The organism is Shivajiella indica, assembly GCF_042683085.1.
Taxonomy (GTDB): Bacteria; Bacteroidota; Bacteroidia; order Cytophagales; family Cyclobacteriaceae; genus Shivajiella; species Shivajiella indica.
This window is the reverse complement of sequence record NZ_JBHUIV010000025.1, coordinates 434,359-451,854: the sequence shown is the minus strand read 5'-3', so window position 1 is coordinate 451,854 and position 17,496 is coordinate 434,359. Positions and strand designations below refer to the sequence as shown.

Annotated in this window: 13 protein-coding genes; 12 read left to right on the top strand and 1 reads right to left on the bottom strand. The window is 33.4% G+C overall.

Annotated elements, in window-relative coordinates; genetic code table 11:
• Nucleotides 1–2: 2 nt before the first annotated feature.
• From ACFSKV_RS18285 to ACFSKV_RS18230, 12 genes are all read left to right on the top strand, one after another.
• The gene (locus tag ACFSKV_RS18285) at nucleotides 3–1,100 is read left to right on the top strand and encodes a glycosyltransferase (RefSeq protein WP_380806106.1); all 1,098 of its coding nucleotides are present in this window, start codon (nucleotides 3–5) and stop codon (nucleotides 1,098–1,100) included.
• Nucleotides 1,101–1,124: 24 nt separating this feature from the next.
• Nucleotides 1,125–2,246: a hypothetical protein gene (locus tag ACFSKV_RS18280; protein WP_380806104.1), complete on the top strand. Its 1,122-nt coding sequence runs from the start codon at nucleotides 1,125–1,127 to the stop codon at nucleotides 2,244–2,246.
• A gap of 8 nt (nucleotides 2,247–2,254) precedes the next feature.
• Nucleotides 2,255–3,397, top strand: coding sequence for a glycosyltransferase (locus tag ACFSKV_RS18275; RefSeq protein WP_380806102.1), 1,143 nt, complete (start codon nucleotides 2,255–2,257; stop codon nucleotides 3,395–3,397).
• Nucleotides 3,398–4,525: 1,128 nt separating this feature from the next.
• On the top strand, nucleotides 4,526–5,854 hold the full coding sequence (locus ACFSKV_RS18270; RefSeq protein ID WP_380806099.1) for a chondroitinase-B domain-containing protein: 1,329 nt from the start codon (nucleotides 4,526–4,528) through the stop codon (nucleotides 5,852–5,854).
• A complete protein-coding gene (locus ACFSKV_RS18265) occupies nucleotides 5,851–6,900 on the top strand; it encodes a glycosyltransferase (RefSeq protein WP_380806097.1) in 1,050 nt (349 codons plus the stop codon). Before ACFSKV_RS18270 ends, ACFSKV_RS18265 begins: the two co-directional genes overlap by 4 nt.
• Nucleotides 6,875–8,998: a bi-domain-containing oxidoreductase gene (locus tag ACFSKV_RS18260; RefSeq protein WP_380806094.1), complete on the top strand. Its 2,124-nt coding sequence runs from the start codon at nucleotides 6,875–6,877 to the stop codon at nucleotides 8,996–8,998. Before ACFSKV_RS18265 ends, ACFSKV_RS18260 begins: the two co-directional genes overlap by 26 nt.
• Before the next feature lie 207 nt (nucleotides 8,999–9,205).
• Entirely contained in the window at nucleotides 9,206–10,627 is a 1,422-nt protein-coding gene (locus ACFSKV_RS18255; RefSeq protein WP_380806091.1) for a heparinase II/III domain-containing protein, read from the top strand.
• A complete protein-coding gene (locus ACFSKV_RS18250) occupies nucleotides 10,627–11,838 on the top strand; it encodes a glycosyltransferase family 4 protein (protein ID WP_380806089.1) in 1,212 nt (403 codons plus the stop codon). Before ACFSKV_RS18255 ends, ACFSKV_RS18250 begins: the two co-directional genes overlap by 1 nt.
• 299 nt (nucleotides 11,839–12,137) lie before the next feature.
• Complete coding sequence (locus ACFSKV_RS18245) at nucleotides 12,138–13,592, top strand: capsule assembly Wzi family protein (protein ID WP_380806087.1); 1,455 nt, start codon at nucleotides 12,138–12,140, stop codon at nucleotides 13,590–13,592.
• Nucleotides 13,593–13,650: 58 nt separating this feature from the next.
• Entirely contained in the window at nucleotides 13,651–14,223 is a 573-nt protein-coding gene (gene rfbC / locus ACFSKV_RS18240; RefSeq protein WP_380806085.1) for a dTDP-4-dehydrorhamnose 3,5-epimerase, read from the top strand.
• Nucleotides 14,216–15,073: a dTDP-4-dehydrorhamnose reductase gene (gene rfbD / locus ACFSKV_RS18235; RefSeq protein ID WP_380806083.1), complete on the top strand. Its 858-nt coding sequence runs from the start codon at nucleotides 14,216–14,218 to the stop codon at nucleotides 15,071–15,073. Before rfbC ends, rfbD begins: the two co-directional genes overlap by 8 nt.
• Before the next feature lie 252 nt (nucleotides 15,074–15,325).
• The gene (locus ACFSKV_RS18230; RefSeq protein WP_380806081.1) at nucleotides 15,326–17,188 is read left to right on the top strand and encodes a M1 family metallopeptidase; all 1,863 of its coding nucleotides are present in this window, start codon (nucleotides 15,326–15,328) and stop codon (nucleotides 17,186–17,188) included.
• A gap of 48 nt (nucleotides 17,189–17,236) precedes the next feature.
• Here ACFSKV_RS18230 and ACFSKV_RS18225 read toward each other — a convergent pair whose 3' ends face one another.
• Nucleotides 17,237–17,410, bottom strand: a complete 174-nt coding sequence (locus tag ACFSKV_RS18225) for a histone H1 (protein ID WP_380806078.1) — start codon at nucleotides 17,408–17,410, stop codon at nucleotides 17,237–17,239.
• Nucleotides 17,411–17,496 lie beyond the last annotated feature (86 nt).

Genomic DNA, 17,496 nt, shown 5'->3' with positions numbered 1-17,496 from the left:
TTGTGAAAATAGTTTACCTTTCTTCTTCAAATATTCCTTCCAAAGCAGCTAATTCTATAAATGTCACAAATATGTGTCAGGCATTTTATGAATTAGGGAATGACATAACTCTAATTACTCCTAAATATCCAAATACATTGGAGGAAGATATATATACCTTTTATGGGATTGATAAGGAGATAAATATTGTTAGAATAAAAAGAAACAACTCAAAGTTCGGATTGATCTTTTATTTAATCCATGTATTTTTCCAATTAAAGCGGATTCAGCCAGATAGAGTTGTCGGAAGGTGTGTTTATTCTTGTTATTTGGCTACTTTTCTTGGTTTCGATGTTGTTTTTGATTCTCATCGTCCCGAATGGGAAGGAGGAAAAATTTATTTTTCTTTTTTTAAAAAAATGGTGGTTTCCAAGAAATTGGTAAAGCTTACCTTAAATTCAAATGCCCTCAAAAAGATTTATGAAAAAAATGATTTCATGAATCAATTTAGATTTAAAATGGTTGTTGCCAATAATGGGGCAAGGATTTACCCCCTAGACCAAAAGGTTCAATTACCTGGCAAAAACACCTATAAAGTTGGGTATGTCGGACATTTATATAAAGGAAGAGGTATTGATGTCATAATTGAATGCGCGAATATTTTAAAGAATGTTGATTTTATCTTGGTAGGAGGAGAAACAAAGGATATCAATTATTGGAAGAATCGGGTTATTGGGGAAAATGCTTATTTTTTAGGGTTTATTCCTCCTCAAGAAATTTTCAAATTCAGAAATTCTTTTGATATGTTATTAGCGCCATATCAAAATGATGTATATACCCAAGCAGGATTCAACTCTGTCAATTTCATGAATCCTATAAAAATATTGGAATATATGAGCAGTAAAAAACCCATTATTGCATCTAATCTTCCTGCCATTGAAGATATTTTGGAGCATGAAATAAATGGGTTGTTGGTAAAAAATGATGATGTGAGTGCATGGTGCTCCCAAATACAAAGATTGATTTCAAATCAGGAATTATCTCAAAAAATATCTGAACAATCCTATCAGGATTTTTTAAAAAATTTTACCTGGAGGTCCAGGGCAGAGAAATTTTTATAAATCTTATCCAATAATCTAGAACTTATGAATGAGGTAAAAAAAATTCTTTCAAAAGAAAATTTATCAATAAAAGAAATTATTTATTTAACCAAAATAAAATCCAATTTTATTAAATGGAGTGTTATTGTATTTATCTTATTGGCTATAATAATTACGTTTACTACAAAAGATGAATATACTTCGACCTCAAAATTTTTGCTTGAATCATCGGGAGAAGGAGGAAATAATCAACTTAGAGGCTTGGCAGGCTTGGCAGGCGTTAATTTGCCTCAACTTGGAAGTCAGGATGTCAATGTAATCACGCCAGATCTTTATCCAATTATTGCAGCAAGCGATTATTTTTTATTAAGGGTAAGTAACTTCGAATATACCCTTGAGTCAGGTGAAAAAACTACCCTTACCTTATTCTTTTCAGACTTCAAAAGTGGGAGTATTTTCAAAAGAATGAAAAAATCAATTTCAAGATTTCCAAGTTTAATTTCTAATGTTCTATCTAGAAAAAATTCTAAAGGAGCAAATTTGGACTCTCAGAAAGATCAAAGTTTAATGGAAGGATTTGAAGAATTGGAATTTAATCAAATAGCTTTTTATTCACCTTTTGAAAGAAATTCGATAAGTGAATTGAAATCTAGAGTATTAATTACATTTGAAAATAAAATTTTGACTGTTGAGACAAAAATGCCTGAGCCTGGTTTAAGCGCTCAAGTAAATAAGGTAATCATAGATCAATTTGTAAAATATGTAACAGATTACCATACTAAGAAAAAAGTTAAAAATTTGCAGTTTCTGGAATCAAGAGTTAAAGAAACGGAGAATAATTTCATAAACGCTCAAATGCAATTGGCCAATTTCAGGGATAAAAATTTTGGAATTGTTTCACAGTCTGAAAAAACTAAGGAAGAGAAATTGGTTGCGGAGTTTAATTTGGCCTTTAACTTATTTAACAGCATATCCTTAGAATATGAGAAGGCGAAAATTCAATTACAAAACGAAATACCTGTATTTACAATTTTTGAACCAGTTACCCCCCCAAATAAACCATCAGAACCAATTTTTTTTAGAAATCTTTTCATTTTCACTTTGGGGGGCTTTGTATTTGGAAGCTTTTTAGCCCTTGGAAGTGTTTTCTACGATTATTTAAAATAAAGAACTTTTTGAAAGCAGTCATTATAACCCCAAATTTTCCTGGGCAAAAAACACCACAAGTTGGATCATTTGTTCAGCAATTATTAATTGAGTGGGTAAAAATAGGGTTAGAACCTTTAGTTATTAATCCTATTTCGGTTCCTAATTTTTTCAGAGCTTTAAAAGGTAAGAAAAGAAGCTTTAATTCTGTAGGTTTAAAGGTAAAAAGACCCCTTTATTTAACTTTTGGAACTGGTTATTTTTTTGGATTAAATTTAAAAATTTTTAAATCTTTATCATTTTATTTTGCTGTAAAATTGATAAAGGAAGACCTAGATGAAGTAACATTCCTTTACGGTAAATTTTTGCTTACTGGTGGGTATTCTGTGGCGAGGCTTAAAAGTATGCATAATTTACCTGCCTTTGTTGATATAGGTGAGTCTACCCTTGTAGAGTCTTTAGATCCAAAGGAATTGGAGTTTATAAAATCCTTTATTAAACACCTAGATGGATTTATTTGTGTTTCACATAAACTTAAACTTGAATTATTGGATTTAGGTGCGAATGAAGAGGATATACTTCTTGCTCCTAATGGAGTGAATTTAGATAAATTTAAAATTCTCGATAAAGGTGAATGTAGAAGAAAGATCGGTTTACAAGAAAGTAATTTTGTTATTATTTTTGTAGGCAATTTTATCGAAAGAAAAGGGCCAAATAGAATTATTGAGGCACTAAACCTTCTTAATTTAGATATAAAAGTTTTGTTTATTGGTCAAGGGCCTATTAATGTTGATTCAAAATATACTTTTTTCCAAGGAACAGTTTTGAATGATGAATTGCCAATTTATTTAAATTGTGCAGATTTATTCATCTTACCTACTTTAGCAGAAGGGAATTGTAATGCTATAAATGAAGCAAAGGCATGTGGACTTCCAATTTTAAGTAGTGATATTCCAGAAATCAAAGAGCAGGTTTCTATAAATGAAGGTGTTTTAGTCAACCCACTTTCAATTGAAGAAATAGCAGATGGAATAAATTTCTTTTATAATAATCCATTACAAAAAGAAAAAATTAAAAAGAACCTTATTGGAAAAAGAAAAAATCTTTCCCTTCAATCTAGAGTCCAAATAATTGACAAATGGATCAAATTTAAATTAGAAAGTAAATGCTGACTTTTTTTCCGGCTTTTTGTATTGTATTGATTTATGCTTATAAATTGGGAATTCTTTCCAATCCTGGTTTCTTTTTTAACGTGATTTTTGCTTTACTTATCAGTATAATGAGTGTACTGGAAGGAATGGTCATTACCCCGGATTTTTTTTATGTTAGATTGGACGAAGCTTGGTTTTACCGTGAATCCGTATCAGGTTTGGATTATATATTCAATAATCATTTTCGGTATTTTCTATATTTGGCGTATTCAAATATATCTTATTTATTAGGAGGTGATTATATTTTTAAATTTCATTTAATTCCTTTTGCATTGTTAACATCTTTGATTCTTTTTGATATAACAAAACTGAAAAGCGTTTTGTATTTCTTTCCCATAGTATTTGGTTACATCTATTTTTTGTCAACAATTCATATGAGGGATATGTTAATTGTTTTTTTCTGTTTGTTTTTTCTTTTCAAATTGGCTAAATCTGAAAAACCAATAATTGTAATTTTTTTCACTATCTTATTTTTTCTGACTTTAAGGGCTGAATTTATTTTTGTGTTTTTACTAACATATCTTTGGATGAAAAGTGAATCAATTTTAAATAAGGGCTTTTTGTTTAATTATTTTATTCCTGGTTTCCTAATTATTGTTTTTATCTCTTTGCCAAATTTTACGGATATAGTTATTGGTATATCAGATCTTTTTTTTCCAGGAAGAATGAGAATTTATTTGGCGCTAAGGTCTGAAGAGGTGACAAAGCTTCCCTTTTTAACAGAAAACGCCTCCTCAATTATTAGACAGCTGATTACTCCTTTTCCATGGTCCAAAATTAGAAGTCTTCTTACTGAACCAATGGGTACCAACTTATACTTTAAGGAGATTTTTAGGGTAATAATGATGAGTTCTTACTTTCTAATGATTTTCTTTTTGATTTTCAATTTTAGAAAAGTAATTGAGATCATGGATGACAATAAATTTCTAAGGTTACTCTTTGCAGTTTCAATCCAAATTACAATTCTTTATGCTATTTTTGGTGATGGAGGTGGTGCATCGAGGAACAAACTTTTTCCGATTATTCTAGTATTTTTGATTTTTAATTATTTAATAAACTTTAAAAAAAGTTTTAAACTTAAAGAATTCTATGAAAATCCTTCGTGAAATATCTGTAACAATATTTATTCTGATATTTTTCTCATGTACAACTTTAACTGGGGTTCTGAATGCTGCAATTGGACCTAATAAGATTCCATTCCATGAATTAGAGACTTATCTTTCAAAAAATCCTTCAATTGATACAGTTTTTATTAAGAATGGGGAATATAAAGATACTGAAATAAAAATCTATGGGGTGAATAGAGATTTAAAAATCTTGCCGGAAAGTATTGGAGGGGTTAAGATTTCCGGAAAATCAACTTTGACTTTTGTCAATTCAAGTAAAATTAGTTTTTCCGGTTTCGAATTTTATGGAATAGCAAATCGGAGTGCAATAATTATTGACCATTCTAATGAGATTAGAATTTTCAATAATTTGTTCGATAGATGCGGGGCTTTTCAATTTGGTAAAATAGTTAGGATAACAAATGGAGCATCATACAATAAAATTTATAATAACACTTTTGATTATTTAAAATCTATGGGGGTAGTTGTTGATGTTAGTAGCTCTGATGATGTAAAATTATTAAGTAAACAAAATGAAATCTTCAATAATGTTTTTATAAATATTCCAAATGTAAAAGCAGTTTATCCAAATTCAGATGGGAATGGATTGGAGGCTATACAATTAGGCCAAGGAAGCCCAAAAGCAATGGAGAAAGAAATTCAGACCAAAGTTTATAATAACTTGTTTATCAATATAATTGGAGATCGATCTGAAATAATCAGTGTTAAATCAAGTGCCAATTTCATTTTTGAAAATGTATTTTTAGATAATGATTCCGGTATTACATTTAGGGTTGGAAATAATAATGTTTTTTCTTCAAACATTGTTTACAATACTAGGTCAGGATTGAGGGTATTCGGCAAAGGACATTTAATTGATAAAAATTATTTTGAAGGAGGTAGTTCAGGAATAATAATTCCAGCTGCGAATAAAAGTAATGAGAATGCAAACACATTAGAAGGTTCTTTTTACTTTCAACCTGAAGATATTAGAGTTGAAAGAAATTTAATTATAAATCCTGAATCTTCCGGTATTAATATAGGGTCAAAATTTTCCAATTCAAGAAAGTTCTACCCTAAAAATTTAATCATTGAGGAAAATATTTTGTTGACATCAGAAAAAAGTTCACCTATTGTTTCAGCCGGTAATGAAGATATTTCTATCTATGAGAAAAAAAACAGAAACCTTAGGACTGAATTAGATAAATCTAATTTCAATACTGAGATGGATTCAATAAATAATGTAATTAGAGCAGCCAGAAAGTTTGAATTAAAGAATTCGAAATTGGGGATTGATTGGACAAAAAATTGAAAATAAAAAATAAAGCGTTATTAGTGATTTTTGAATTTGGTATCCCACCATACAGAACATTTCTCTTAGAGTATTTTTTTAAATCATTTGATAGAGTGAAATTTATTCACAATGAAGAGAGATTCGGAAACTTTTCTGTTGCCGGTGCGGCTAAGTCCCCAAATTTTAGAACTATCAAGGAAATCTCCTTTACATATGTCAACATTTTTGATATATTAAAATCAGATGTTATAGTTACCACCTTTAATATCAGAAAAATTCACACGTGGATTTTCTGTTTTTTCTTCCCAAATAAAAAATGGATTTTTTGGGGTAAAGGTTTAGGTCAGAGTAATAATTTTGTAGTTAGGTTTCTTAGGAAAACTTTATTAAAAATATCGAAAGGTTTTGTTGTTTACACTAAAGAGGGGAAGGATAAGTTAATTACGATGGGTTATCCCTTAAGTAAGGTTAGCATTGCTTACAATACTCTAAAAATTGCCAATTGTGAATTAACAAATGATGAAGCAAAATACTTTTTATATGTAGGAAGGCTTCAAAAGAGAAAAGAACTTGAAAAAGTACTTTATGAATTGCAATTTATAGATACAAAGTTTTTGATTGTTGGAAATGGGGATTTAAAAGATGAACTTTTGGATTTAGTGGATAAATATCAAATTTATGCCAAAGTTGATTTTTTACCTGGTGTTTTTGAAGAAGATAAGCTAAAAAAATTGTTTAGTAATGCGATAGCATATATCTCTCCAGGTGCTGTCGGTTTAGGAGTAGTCCATAGTTTTGCTTACGGTGTTCCAGTAATGACATCGATTCTCAACAAAAATCATGGACCTGAATTTTCATATTTGAATGATAATAATTCATTTTTATATGAGGATGATTTATTAAGTCAAATGAAACTGGCCTTAAGTGATGAAAAAACAAGGCAATCGAAGAAAAAAGAAGCGTTTAGGTTTTATAATGAAAATTTATCATATCAAAACGTAATAAATGCCTTCGAATACCAATTCAATAAGTTGTTAAATGAAACAAATCATACAAGATCTTAAAAACGGCGATACAATTTTAGAAGAAGTTCCAGCACCCTTAGTAAAACCCGGGCAGGTGTTAATTCAGACCACTCGGAGTCTTGTGTCATTGGGAACAGAAAGGATGCTAGTTGAGTTTGGAAAAGCGAATTTTTTGCAAAAAGCCAGACAACAGCCGGATAAGGTTAAAGAGGTAATCAATAAAGTTAAAACAGATGGTCTCCAGCCTACCATCAATGCTGTTTTTAATAAGTTAGGTCAACCATTGCCGTTAGGATACTGTAATGTCGGGAGGGTTATTGCTGTAGGAAAAGGTGTTGAAGAATTTTCAGTTGGAGATAGAGTAGCTTCCAATGGACACCATGCGGAATATGTATCTGTACCTAAGAACCTTGTTGCCAAAATTCCCGAGAATGTTTCAGATGAAGAGGCCGCGTTTACAGTAATCGGGGCCATAGGTTTGCAGGGCATCCGTTTGGCTAATCCGACTTTCGGAGAAACGATGGTCGTCATTGGATTAGGTTTGATAGGCTTAATTACAGCCCAATTGTTAAAGGCTAATGGTTGCCAGGTAATTGGATTTGATTTTGATTCTTCCAAAGTGGAACTAGCCAAATCTTTTGGTATTCATGCTGTCAACCCTAGTGAAGGAATTGATCAGGTTGCTTTTGTAAACAATGCCACTAATGGTGTAGGAGCTGATGGAGTTATCATTACCGCCTCTAATAAAAGCAATGAAATTATTTCCCAATCAGCCAAAATGTCCCGAAAGCGTGGAAGAATTATTCTGGTAGGGGTCATTGGATTGGATATTTCAAGAGCTGACTTTTTTGAAAAGGAATTGACCTTTCAGGTTTCCTGTTCTTATGGTCCAGGAAGATATGATGAGGATTATGAGCAAAAAGGGCTGGATTATCCTTTGCCCTTTGTTCGTTGGACGGAAAGGAGAAATTTTGAGGCCATATTACAAGCAATTGCTGCTAAATCAATACAAGTTGAGCCATTAATTACGGAACGTGTTCCATTGGACGATTACCTGAAGATCTATAAGGATATGTCAGGAAATAGATCCATTGCTTCTATTTTGGTTTATCCTGAAAAATCGAGTGAGCCAAATCGGTTTGTAGAAATTTCCTCGAATAAGTTTTCACCAGGTAAAGGGGTTGTAGGAATCATAGGTGCTGGGAATTTCACATCTGCTATGATTTTACCCTGCCTTAAAAAAACAGGTGCAAAATTGAAGTTTATTTCTAGTTCAGCGGGCCTTTCAGGGACAACTCTTGCCAAGAAGTTTGGTATTTCTCAATCAACTACAGACAATTTGTTGATTTTGAATGACAGGGAAGTGGATTTAGTCATGGTAACTACCCGCCACAATTCCCATGCAAGATTGGTAATTGAAGCATTAAAGGCAGATAAACATGTTTTTGTTGAAAAGCCTTTAGCGCTTCAACAACATGAACTAGATGCGATAGTAGAAGCTTACTTAGAATCTGGTAAAACGGTTTCTGTTGGTTTTAATAGAAGGTTTGCACCTCTTGCTATTCAGATGAAAAAAGCATTGGGTTCTGGAAATACTCCTATGAATGTCATTGCTACCATGAACGCGGGATTTATCCCTGCGAATGTTTGGGTTCATGATATGGAAGTTGGAGGGGGAAGGATAATTGGAGAAGCTTGTCATTTTATTGATTTGATCACATACCTTTCCGGTTCCAAAGTTAAATCGGTCTGTATGAATGCAATGGGTACATCACCTGAAGAGAATACAGACAATGCAAGCATCATGCTGAAGTATGAAAATGGAACTAATGCGGTTATCAATTATTTTTCTAATGGATCAAAAGCATATTCAAAGGAAAGAGTTGAAGTTTACCATCAAGATAGAACCTTGATTATGGACAATTGGAGAAAGTTGAAGGGTTATGGGTTCAAGAATTTCAATTCTGCTTCTTCAAGTCAAGATAAAGGACATCAAAACCAATTCAATTTATTGGTTGATGCTATTCAAAAAGGTAGTGAGCAGATTATTTCGATGGATGAATTGGTAAATACAACAAAAGCGAGTTTTGCAGCGATTGAAAGTTTGAAAAAAGGACAGTGGATAGAGGTTTTATAATAGGATAATGGGAAACAGCTTAACTTTTTTGAATTGGTAGAAATATTTAGAAAAATAGGTCTTTTAATTAGGACTGTTAGCCACCTGAAATCAATTCAGGTGGCTTATCAGTTTAAGTACCGTTTAATCAAACCAAAAGCGTTAAAGAATTATGAGAAACCGATAGGAATCCATAGAGACCTGGATTTTTTTCCAATACATTCTTGTATGCCAGTTCTTTATTTTTCCAAAAACCAATATGTATTTAAGTTTCTAAATTTGGAAAAAGAATTTAAAGGTTCCATAGATTGGAATTTCCAAGGATATGGAAAACTTTGGAATTACAATTTGCAATATCTTGATTTTTTAAAGCAAGGAGATATCCCAACTTACTTAAAGATTACCCTAGTAAGTAATTTATATCAGAATTTATGGGAAGGCAGATTAATTTTAGAGCCTTATCCGGCAAGTTTGCGCATTATGAATATGATTAGGTTTCTATTAAAATTGGGACCTGATGATAATACTTTAATTTTAAAAACTTATTTGTTGGCAGAGGTAAATTATTTGTCCAAAAATTTGGAATACCATATCCTTGCCAACCATTTGTTGGAAAATGCTTTTGCATTGTTAATGGGAGGCTATTTTTTTAATCAAAAAAAGTGGATTGAAGGTGCGGAAAAGTTACTAACATCAGAACTTGAGGAACAAATTCTAAAGGATGGTGCGCATTTTGAATTGAGCCCAATGTACCATCAAATTATCCTTTTTAGGGTATTGGAAGCTTTGGCATATTTACCGAAGGAAAATAAACTTTCTCAATTTTTAAGAAATAAAGCCGAATTGATGTTGTCATGGCTGAATGCTTTTTCATTTAGAGATGGTTCAATAGCCCATTTTAATGATTCCTGTGATGGCATTGCTCTTGATACCCTTGAATTGCTGAAAATTGGGAATGAATTAGGAATAAAACCTAAAAAGACCCATCAACTAAAAGAATCCGGTTATAGGAAATTTGATATCCATGATTTTGAGTTAATCGCTGATGTGAATGGGATTAGTCCTTTTTATCAGCCTGGTCATTCTCATGCAGATACTTTTTCATTTTGTCTACATTATGAAGGAAACCCGATAATAGTTGACCCTGGGATTTCTACTTATGAAATCTCGCCAAGAAGGGATTGGGAACGATCAACAAAGGCGCATAACACTTTAGTCATTAATGGAATAAATTCAGCTGAAGTTTGGGCTGGTTTTCGGGTTGGAAAAAGGTTAAAAGTAGAAATTATTGAGGAAAACAAAGATTTTGTCCAAGCAATTCATGATGGGTATAGGAAACAAAAGGTTAAAGTGAGTAGGAAGTTTGATATTACCAATGGAATAATTGAAATAATTGATTTTTTGGAATTTGAAGCTTTATTTCCGATGGCGAATATTTACTTCCATTTTCACCCGTCTATTGACATTAATCAAATTGGTGAGTCCGTTTTTCAAATCAGTAATGTCCTGAGAATTGAATTTATAGGAGATTCAAAAATTGAGCTTAGTGAATACAAATATTGTCTAGGATATAACAGTTATTGCAAGGCAAAAAAAATTAAGGTAACATTATTAGGGAATTCCTTAAAAACGACAATTATAAAGATTTGATGAAATTATTATTTCTGACAGATAATTTTCCCCCTGAAGTTAATGCCCCTGCGAACAGAACCTATGAACATTGTAAGGAATGGGTAAAATTAGGGGTCGAGGTTACAGTAATTACCTGTGCCCCTAATTTTCCAAAAGGAAAGGTATATCAAGGCTATCAAAACAAATTCATTCAAAAAGAAAGGATTGATGGCATCAAAGTGATCAGGGTATGGTCCTACGTAACTTCAAATGAGGGGTTTTTTAAAAGAATATTGGATTATACTTCTTATGCTTTCATGGCATTTTGGGTAGGTTTATTCATAAAAACAGATTTGATTATTGCAACATCTCCTCAGTTTTTTACTGCAGTATCAGGAAGTATTCTGGCATTTTTTAAGAGGAAAAAGTGGGTAATGGAAGTCCGGGACCTATGGCCAGAATCCATTGTCGCCGTTGGAGCGATGCAGAAAAATGTTTTTATCACATTTTTTGAATGGCTGGAAAAAAGATTGTATCTCTCAGCAAACCACATCATTGTTGTTACCGATACTTTCAAAGAAAAGATTGCCTCCAGAGGTATTGCAGGAGACAAAATTTCTGTTTTCAAGAATGGAGCAAATCTGGAATTGTTTCAATTTGGTGAAAAGCCATCTTATTTAATTGAAAAACATGGGCTTGAAGGAAAATTCATCATTGCCTATATAGGAACACATGGTATGGCCCACGGACTCGACTTCATTTTGGAAAATATTGGTGAATTCCAGGACACAAACCCCGAACTATTTTTTCTTTTTTTAGGTGATGGTGCTGAAAAAAAGAATTTGGTTTTAAAAGCAGAAGAATTAAGACTTAAGAATGTACTTTTTATTGATTCCGTGCCAAAAATAGAGGTGGTTGATTATTTAAAAGTTATGGATGTGGCTTTGGTCAACCTGAAAAAAAGTGACACCTTCCTTACAGTTATCCCTTCAAAAATATTTGAGGCAGCAGCTATGAAAAAACCTATATTATTAGGTTTGGAAGGTGAAACAAAAGAAATAATTGAAACCTATCAGGCTGGATTATGTTTTATTCCTGAGGACAAAACATCTTTTGTTGAGCAAGTGAAAAAAATATCATTAAATTTAAATAGCTATAAAAAATTTCAAGAAGGTTGCGAGAAACTTGCTTTGGACTTCGATAGAAAAGAAATAGCTAAGGGAATGTTTGAAACTTTAGTAAAGATATAAGCCAAGAAATATTAAATTAACTTATGCGAGTAAGGTATCAGCTTTTCTTTTTTTTAGTTTTTTTGTTTTTTATAAGCATATCTGGTTATTCCCAAAATTTGTTTTCAAACAATTTGCCTGTGCAAGAATATTTAAGAAGGGAACAATTAATTTTTGGTGACAGCAGTGGAATAAACAATTCTTTTAATTTGAGGCCATTCAATCTGCCATCAAAATACAATGATGAATTTTTTCATTTTAAAAATTACAACAAGAAGTCTGGAAAAAATTATAACAAAATTGGATTAGGAATTTTACCAATGTTCCACAGATTAAACTATAGTCCCAACCGACCTTATGGATGGGGAGATGGGCCTATGATTCCTAGTAAAGGATTACAATATTATGGAACTATCGGGTTTTATAGTAAAATTTTGTTTTTTAATATCCAATTTCAACCTGAATTTGTATTGGCTCAAAACCTACCTTACGAGGGGTTCAGTGATGAATTTGACTTGAATGTAATCAGGGCTAGGTTCCGAATCTATAATTTTGGTGATTATCCTGAAAGGTTCGGTTCTGATGGATTTACGAATTTATCCTGGGGTCAATCCAAATTTACTGCTCAGTTTGGGGCCTTTGAAGCCGGTATTTCCACTCAGAATATATGGTGGGGCCCAGGACAATGGAATGCTTTAATTTTTTCCAATAATGCACAAGGATTTCCACATTTGACAATCAATACAGTAAAACCAGCCAAAACGTTTTTAGGAAACTTTGAAGGTCAGATTTTATCAGGAAGATTACAGGATTCAGGTTTCGTTCCCACACAGTTTGAAGAACTGAATAATGATTTTTTTAGGCAATTCTCTGGCGATTGGAGATACCTTAATGCTATAAATATTTCTTATAATCCGAAGTGGATTCCCGGGTTATTTGTTGGGGTTTCCAGGACTTTCCAGCAATACAATAATTTGAGAACAGATAGTTTTGGAGATATATTTCCAATTTTTGAAGGTTTTCAAAAAGAAAGATTAGTTGAAGATCCCTCAAACTCTGGTGAATTTGATCAAAAAGGTCAAGATCAACAATTAAGTGGCTATTTTAGATATTTTATTGAAAAAGCCAAATTTGAATTCTATTTTGAATATGGGAGGCGGGATCATGCCCTAAATTGGAGGGAGGCCATTCTTAATCCCGAGCATGCGAGGGCATACTTATTAGGTTTTAATAAACTGTTTAGTTTATCAAAGGAAATGAGATTTTTGCAAATCCGTGGAGAAATCACTCATCAACAGGAATCTATTAACAGGTATATTAGAAATCCAGGTTTATTAGGCGGTCTCTCTTGGCATACGCATACTAGAGCACGAGGCTTTGCAAATATTGGACAAGCATTGGGTGTGGGGATAGGGACTGGTTCTAATATTCAGACTATTGAGATCTCTCTTGTAGAAAAGTTTAATAAATTTGGGATTCTTTTTCAAAGACTTGAAAATAATCAGGACTTTTATTATCGAGCTTTTGGCCAACAGAATGAAAGACAACCATGGATAGATTTAAGTATGGGATTCTTGTTTGATCATCAATGGAAAAACCTGATTTTAAATTCAAAGGTACAAATGATTAATGGAAGGAATTACCAATGGCTACTCGCTCCAGAAAGTACTCCGGAATTTCCTAAAGGAGAAAATTTATTTTCGGTTTACACTTCAGCTAGCTTGATTTACTTGTTTAATTCCAACTTCAAAACCAGTCTAAAAAACAATGAGTGAATTGTTAAGCTCCTGGACATTTGCTTTTCACAAAGGCGTGATTCAAAAAAAAATATAAATGAAATTTACTAAAACATCGATTCCCGGTGTCATTGTTTGTGAACCTTCGGTATTTGGTGATGAAAGAGGGTATTTTGCTGAAACTTTCAGGAAGGATAAATTTGAGGAGTTTATTGGAAGAAAGATTGATTTTTGTCAGGATAATGAATCTAAATCCGGTTTTGGGGTGTTGAGAGGATTGCATTATCAGTTGCCGCCATTTGCTCAAAGTAAACTGGTCAGGGTCATTGAAGGAAAAGTCCTGGATGTGGTGGTGGATATCAGAAAAGGTTCCCCAACCTTCAGTAAATATGAATCTATAGAACTTTCAGGAGAAAATAAAAAAATGCTCTATATCCCCAGGGGATTTGCCCATGGATTTGTTGTTTTAAGTGACTATGCCATTTTTTCTTATAAAGTGGACAATTATTATAGTCAGGAACATGAAAGAGGACTTTTGTATAATGATCCTGCATTGGGCATTGATTGGCAATTGCCCATTGAAAAATTGCAACTATCCCAAAAAGATAAAGTTCAACCTACCTTGGATCAAATAGAACTTTTCAACTTCAGTAGCGACTTGTATGCTTAGTATTTTAGTAACCGGCGCCAAAGGTCAATTGGGATCGGAAATCTTCTTTTTGGCTGATCAATATCCTTTTTTAAATTTTATCTTTGTAGACAAGAATTTATTGGATATTTCCGATAGACAAGTGGTAGATGATTTTTTTAAGGAATATGAAGTAGATGTTATTATCAATTGTGCTGCCTATACCGCTGTGGATAAAGCGGAAAGTGACCAAGTAATGGCTAAAAAGGTAAACCACCTTGCTGTCAAAAATCTGATTGATGCTAGCTCTAAGCAAAAGATCCCATTTATCCATATTTCCACAGATTATGTGTTTGATGGAAAGGGATTCAAACCCTATGCAACTGATGATCCAAAAGATCCCCAAAATGTCTATGGAAAAACCAAAATGCAAGGAGAAGATGCATTATTCCAATCAGGTTTGGATAACCTGATGTTGATCAGGACATCTTGGGTGTACAGTTCATTTGGTAATAATTTTGTCAAAACAATGCTGAGGTTAGGAGCAGAAAGAGAATCAATTGGGGTAATTGATGACCAGGTTGGCAGTCCAACTTATGCAAGGGATTTGGCAAGGTTTATCCTGGAAAGCATCCCTAGAATAAATTGGGAAGGTGTGAAAACTTTCCACTTCACTAATGAGGGAGTTTGCTCTTGGTTTGATTTTGCCAAAGCGATCATGGATATCAAGGGGCTAAACTGTAAGGTAAACCCCATTCCAACTGAAAACTATCCGACTCCCGCAAAAAGACCCCATTATTCGGTCCTGGATAAAAGAGATACCAGGGAATTTTATCGCCAAGAAATTCCCTATTGGCGGGATTCATTGGAAAAGTGCCTAGAGTTATTGTAATTATTTCAGCCTTAAGATTTAAATAAAAACACCATGAAAAATGGTGTTTTTTTGTTTATGGATGAATAATGAATTGATTGGTATAATTGAATTTTTAAAGAAATACTCGCATCCACTATAAAAAGCAAGCCTAGTACTAGAACCTGATTAAACACTGACAAATCTAATCAGTTTCAAACAAAAGAACATTTCCATAACTGGTTTGTGGGGGAGTACATTTTGATATATTTTTCCAAAAAAAATTAATAAAGTATGATCAATAGATTAAGGTTGACGTTTGGTGTCGTGGTTCTTATGGTTCCCATATTTATGGGAAATGCCCAGACAGATCGTTGGCAGCAAAAAGTAAAATATGAAATGGATGTAACCATGGATGTTCAAAAAAACCAATACCGTGGAATCCAGAAATTATATTATACCAATAATTCTCCTGATACTTTGGAAAGAACGTTTTATCATCTTTACTATAATGCTTTCCAACCGAATAGTATGATGGATGTACGTTCAAGGACTATTGCAGACCCTGATAGGAGAGTGGGAAGTAGGATATTTAATCTTTCACCTGAAGAAATCGGTTATTTAAAAATTAATTCTTTGACCTTAAATGGAAAGCCTACCCGTTTTTTGCATGAAGAAACCATTCTGGAGGTTGATTTACCCGATCCAATCCTGCCAGGCCAAACAGTCATCTTTGATATGGAGTTTGAAGGGCAGGTACCATTACAGGTAAGAAGGGCAGGTCGCGACAATGCTGAAGGAATCCGTTATTCAATGTCACAGTGGTATCCAAAAATGGCTGCTTATGATGTGAGAGGCTGGCATGCCAATCCTTATATAGGTAGGGAGTTTTATGGGAATTTTGGAGATTTTGATGTGAAAATCACTATCGATAAAAATTACACCTTAGGAGGGACTGGCTATCTACAGAATGCCAATGAGATAGGTCATGGATATGAGGACGAAGGGGTTAATGTGGCTACTCCTAAGGGAAATCTACTAACCTGGCATTTTTATGCGCCCAATGTCCATGATTTCATGTGGGCTGCTGATCCAAATTATTCCCATGAAAAAGTTAATATGGAAAATGGCCCCATGGTTCATTTCTTCTATGTTAAAAGTGATAAAACCGAAGAAAACTGGGCAAAACTCAAGGATTATACCGTAAATGCCATACAATTTATGAGTGATAATTTTGGAAAATATCCTTATGAACAGTTTTCAGTGGTACAGGGAGGAGATGGAGGTATGGAATATCCCATGGCTACCTTGATTACCGGACATAGAAATCTTCGAAGCCTGGTTGGAGTAACAGTTCATGAGTTGATCCATATGTGGTATTATGGGGTTTTAGGATTTAATGAATCATCCGAACCTTGGTTGGATGAAGGCTTTACCACCTGGGCAACCAATGTGGTGATGGATGCTGTCTATGACAAAGATCCGAATTTTATCCAGGATGGAAATTACAGGTCCTATTTCAGATTGGCAGAATCAGGTTTTGAAGAACCTCTGACCACACATGGTGACCATTACAACCGAAATTCTGCATATGGTTCTGGGACCTATTCAAAAGGAGCAGTTTTTGTTGAACAGCTTGCCTATATTATGGGAAAGGAAAATTTTGATCAAGCTATGCTTAGGCTGTGGAATGACTGGCAGTTTAAGCATCCTAACGGAAACGATGTGATCCGGATTATGGAAAAAATAAGTGGGATGGAATTGGATTGGTATTTGGATTATTTTATAGCATCTACAAAGACCATAGATTATGGTATCAAGAATGTGGAGGCTGAAGGTGATAAAACCAAAATATCCCTTGAGAGGATAGGTCAGATGCCCATGCCTATTGACCTGGTAGTTACCTATCAGGATGGTTCACAGGAAATGATTTATTTACCTTTGGTCATTATGAGGGGAGAAAAACCAGAAGAAGTAGGAATGCCATCAAGGGTTCAAACAGAAAAATGGCCATGGACCAATTATTCTAAAGAGGTCCTTTTGGCAAGACCAATATCAGAAATCAAAACTGTTGAAATAGACCCCAGTTTAAGACTTGCAGACCTCCATCGGGAAAACAATAAGTTTGATGTAAGTGTGGAACTCATCCAAAGATAAAAAAAAAGGTGACCAATCAGTCACCTTTTTTATTGTGTTTTTTAAGAATTAGGCGTTTTTCTTATCCTGAACTTCCTTACGGATGTCTTGAGCCAATGTTTTAAGGTCCTGCATGCCCTTTCTAACCCTGGTTCCAGCTGCTTGATTTCCTTTGTTGTAGAATTTGTCGAAGTCAGCTTCTAGACCCATAACAAGATTTTTTATTTCGTCAAATCTGCTCATAATTAAAAGTTAATTTTTAGGTTGATGATAAGTTTAATTTTTCGTTCAATATAGTCAAAATGTTTATAAAACAACAATTGTAAGGC

Coding starts and splice junctions, on each gene's coding strand:
- ACFSKV_RS18245 (WP_380806087.1), top strand. CDS start 12,138: ATGTTCCACAGATTAAACTATAGTCCCAACCGACCTTATGGATGGGGA.
- ACFSKV_RS18260 (WP_380806094.1), top strand. CDS start 6,875: ATGAAACAAATCATACAAGATCTTAAAAACGGCGATACAATTTTAGAA.
- rfbD (WP_380806083.1), top strand. CDS start 14,216: ATGCTTAGTATTTTAGTAACCGGCGCCAAAGGTCAATTGGGATCGGAA.
- ACFSKV_RS18255 (WP_380806091.1), top strand. CDS start 9,206: ATGCCAGTTCTTTATTTTTCCAAAAACCAATATGTATTTAAGTTTCTA.
- rfbC (WP_380806085.1), top strand. CDS start 13,651: ATGAAATTTACTAAAACATCGATTCCCGGTGTCATTGTTTGTGAACCT.
- ACFSKV_RS18250 (WP_380806089.1), top strand. CDS start 10,627: ATGAAATTATTATTTCTGACAGATAATTTTCCCCCTGAAGTTAATGCC.
- ACFSKV_RS18225 (WP_380806078.1), bottom strand. CDS start 17,410: ATGAGCAGATTTGACGAAATAAAAAATCTTGTTATGGGTCTAGAAGCT.
- ACFSKV_RS18230 (WP_380806081.1), top strand. CDS start 15,326: ATGATCAATAGATTAAGGTTGACGTTTGGTGTCGTGGTTCTTATGGTT.
- ACFSKV_RS18280 (WP_380806104.1), top strand. CDS start 1,125: ATGAATGAGGTAAAAAAAATTCTTTCAAAAGAAAATTTATCAATAAAA.
- ACFSKV_RS18270 (WP_380806099.1), top strand. CDS start 4,526: ATGAAAATCCTTCGTGAAATATCTGTAACAATATTTATTCTGATATTT.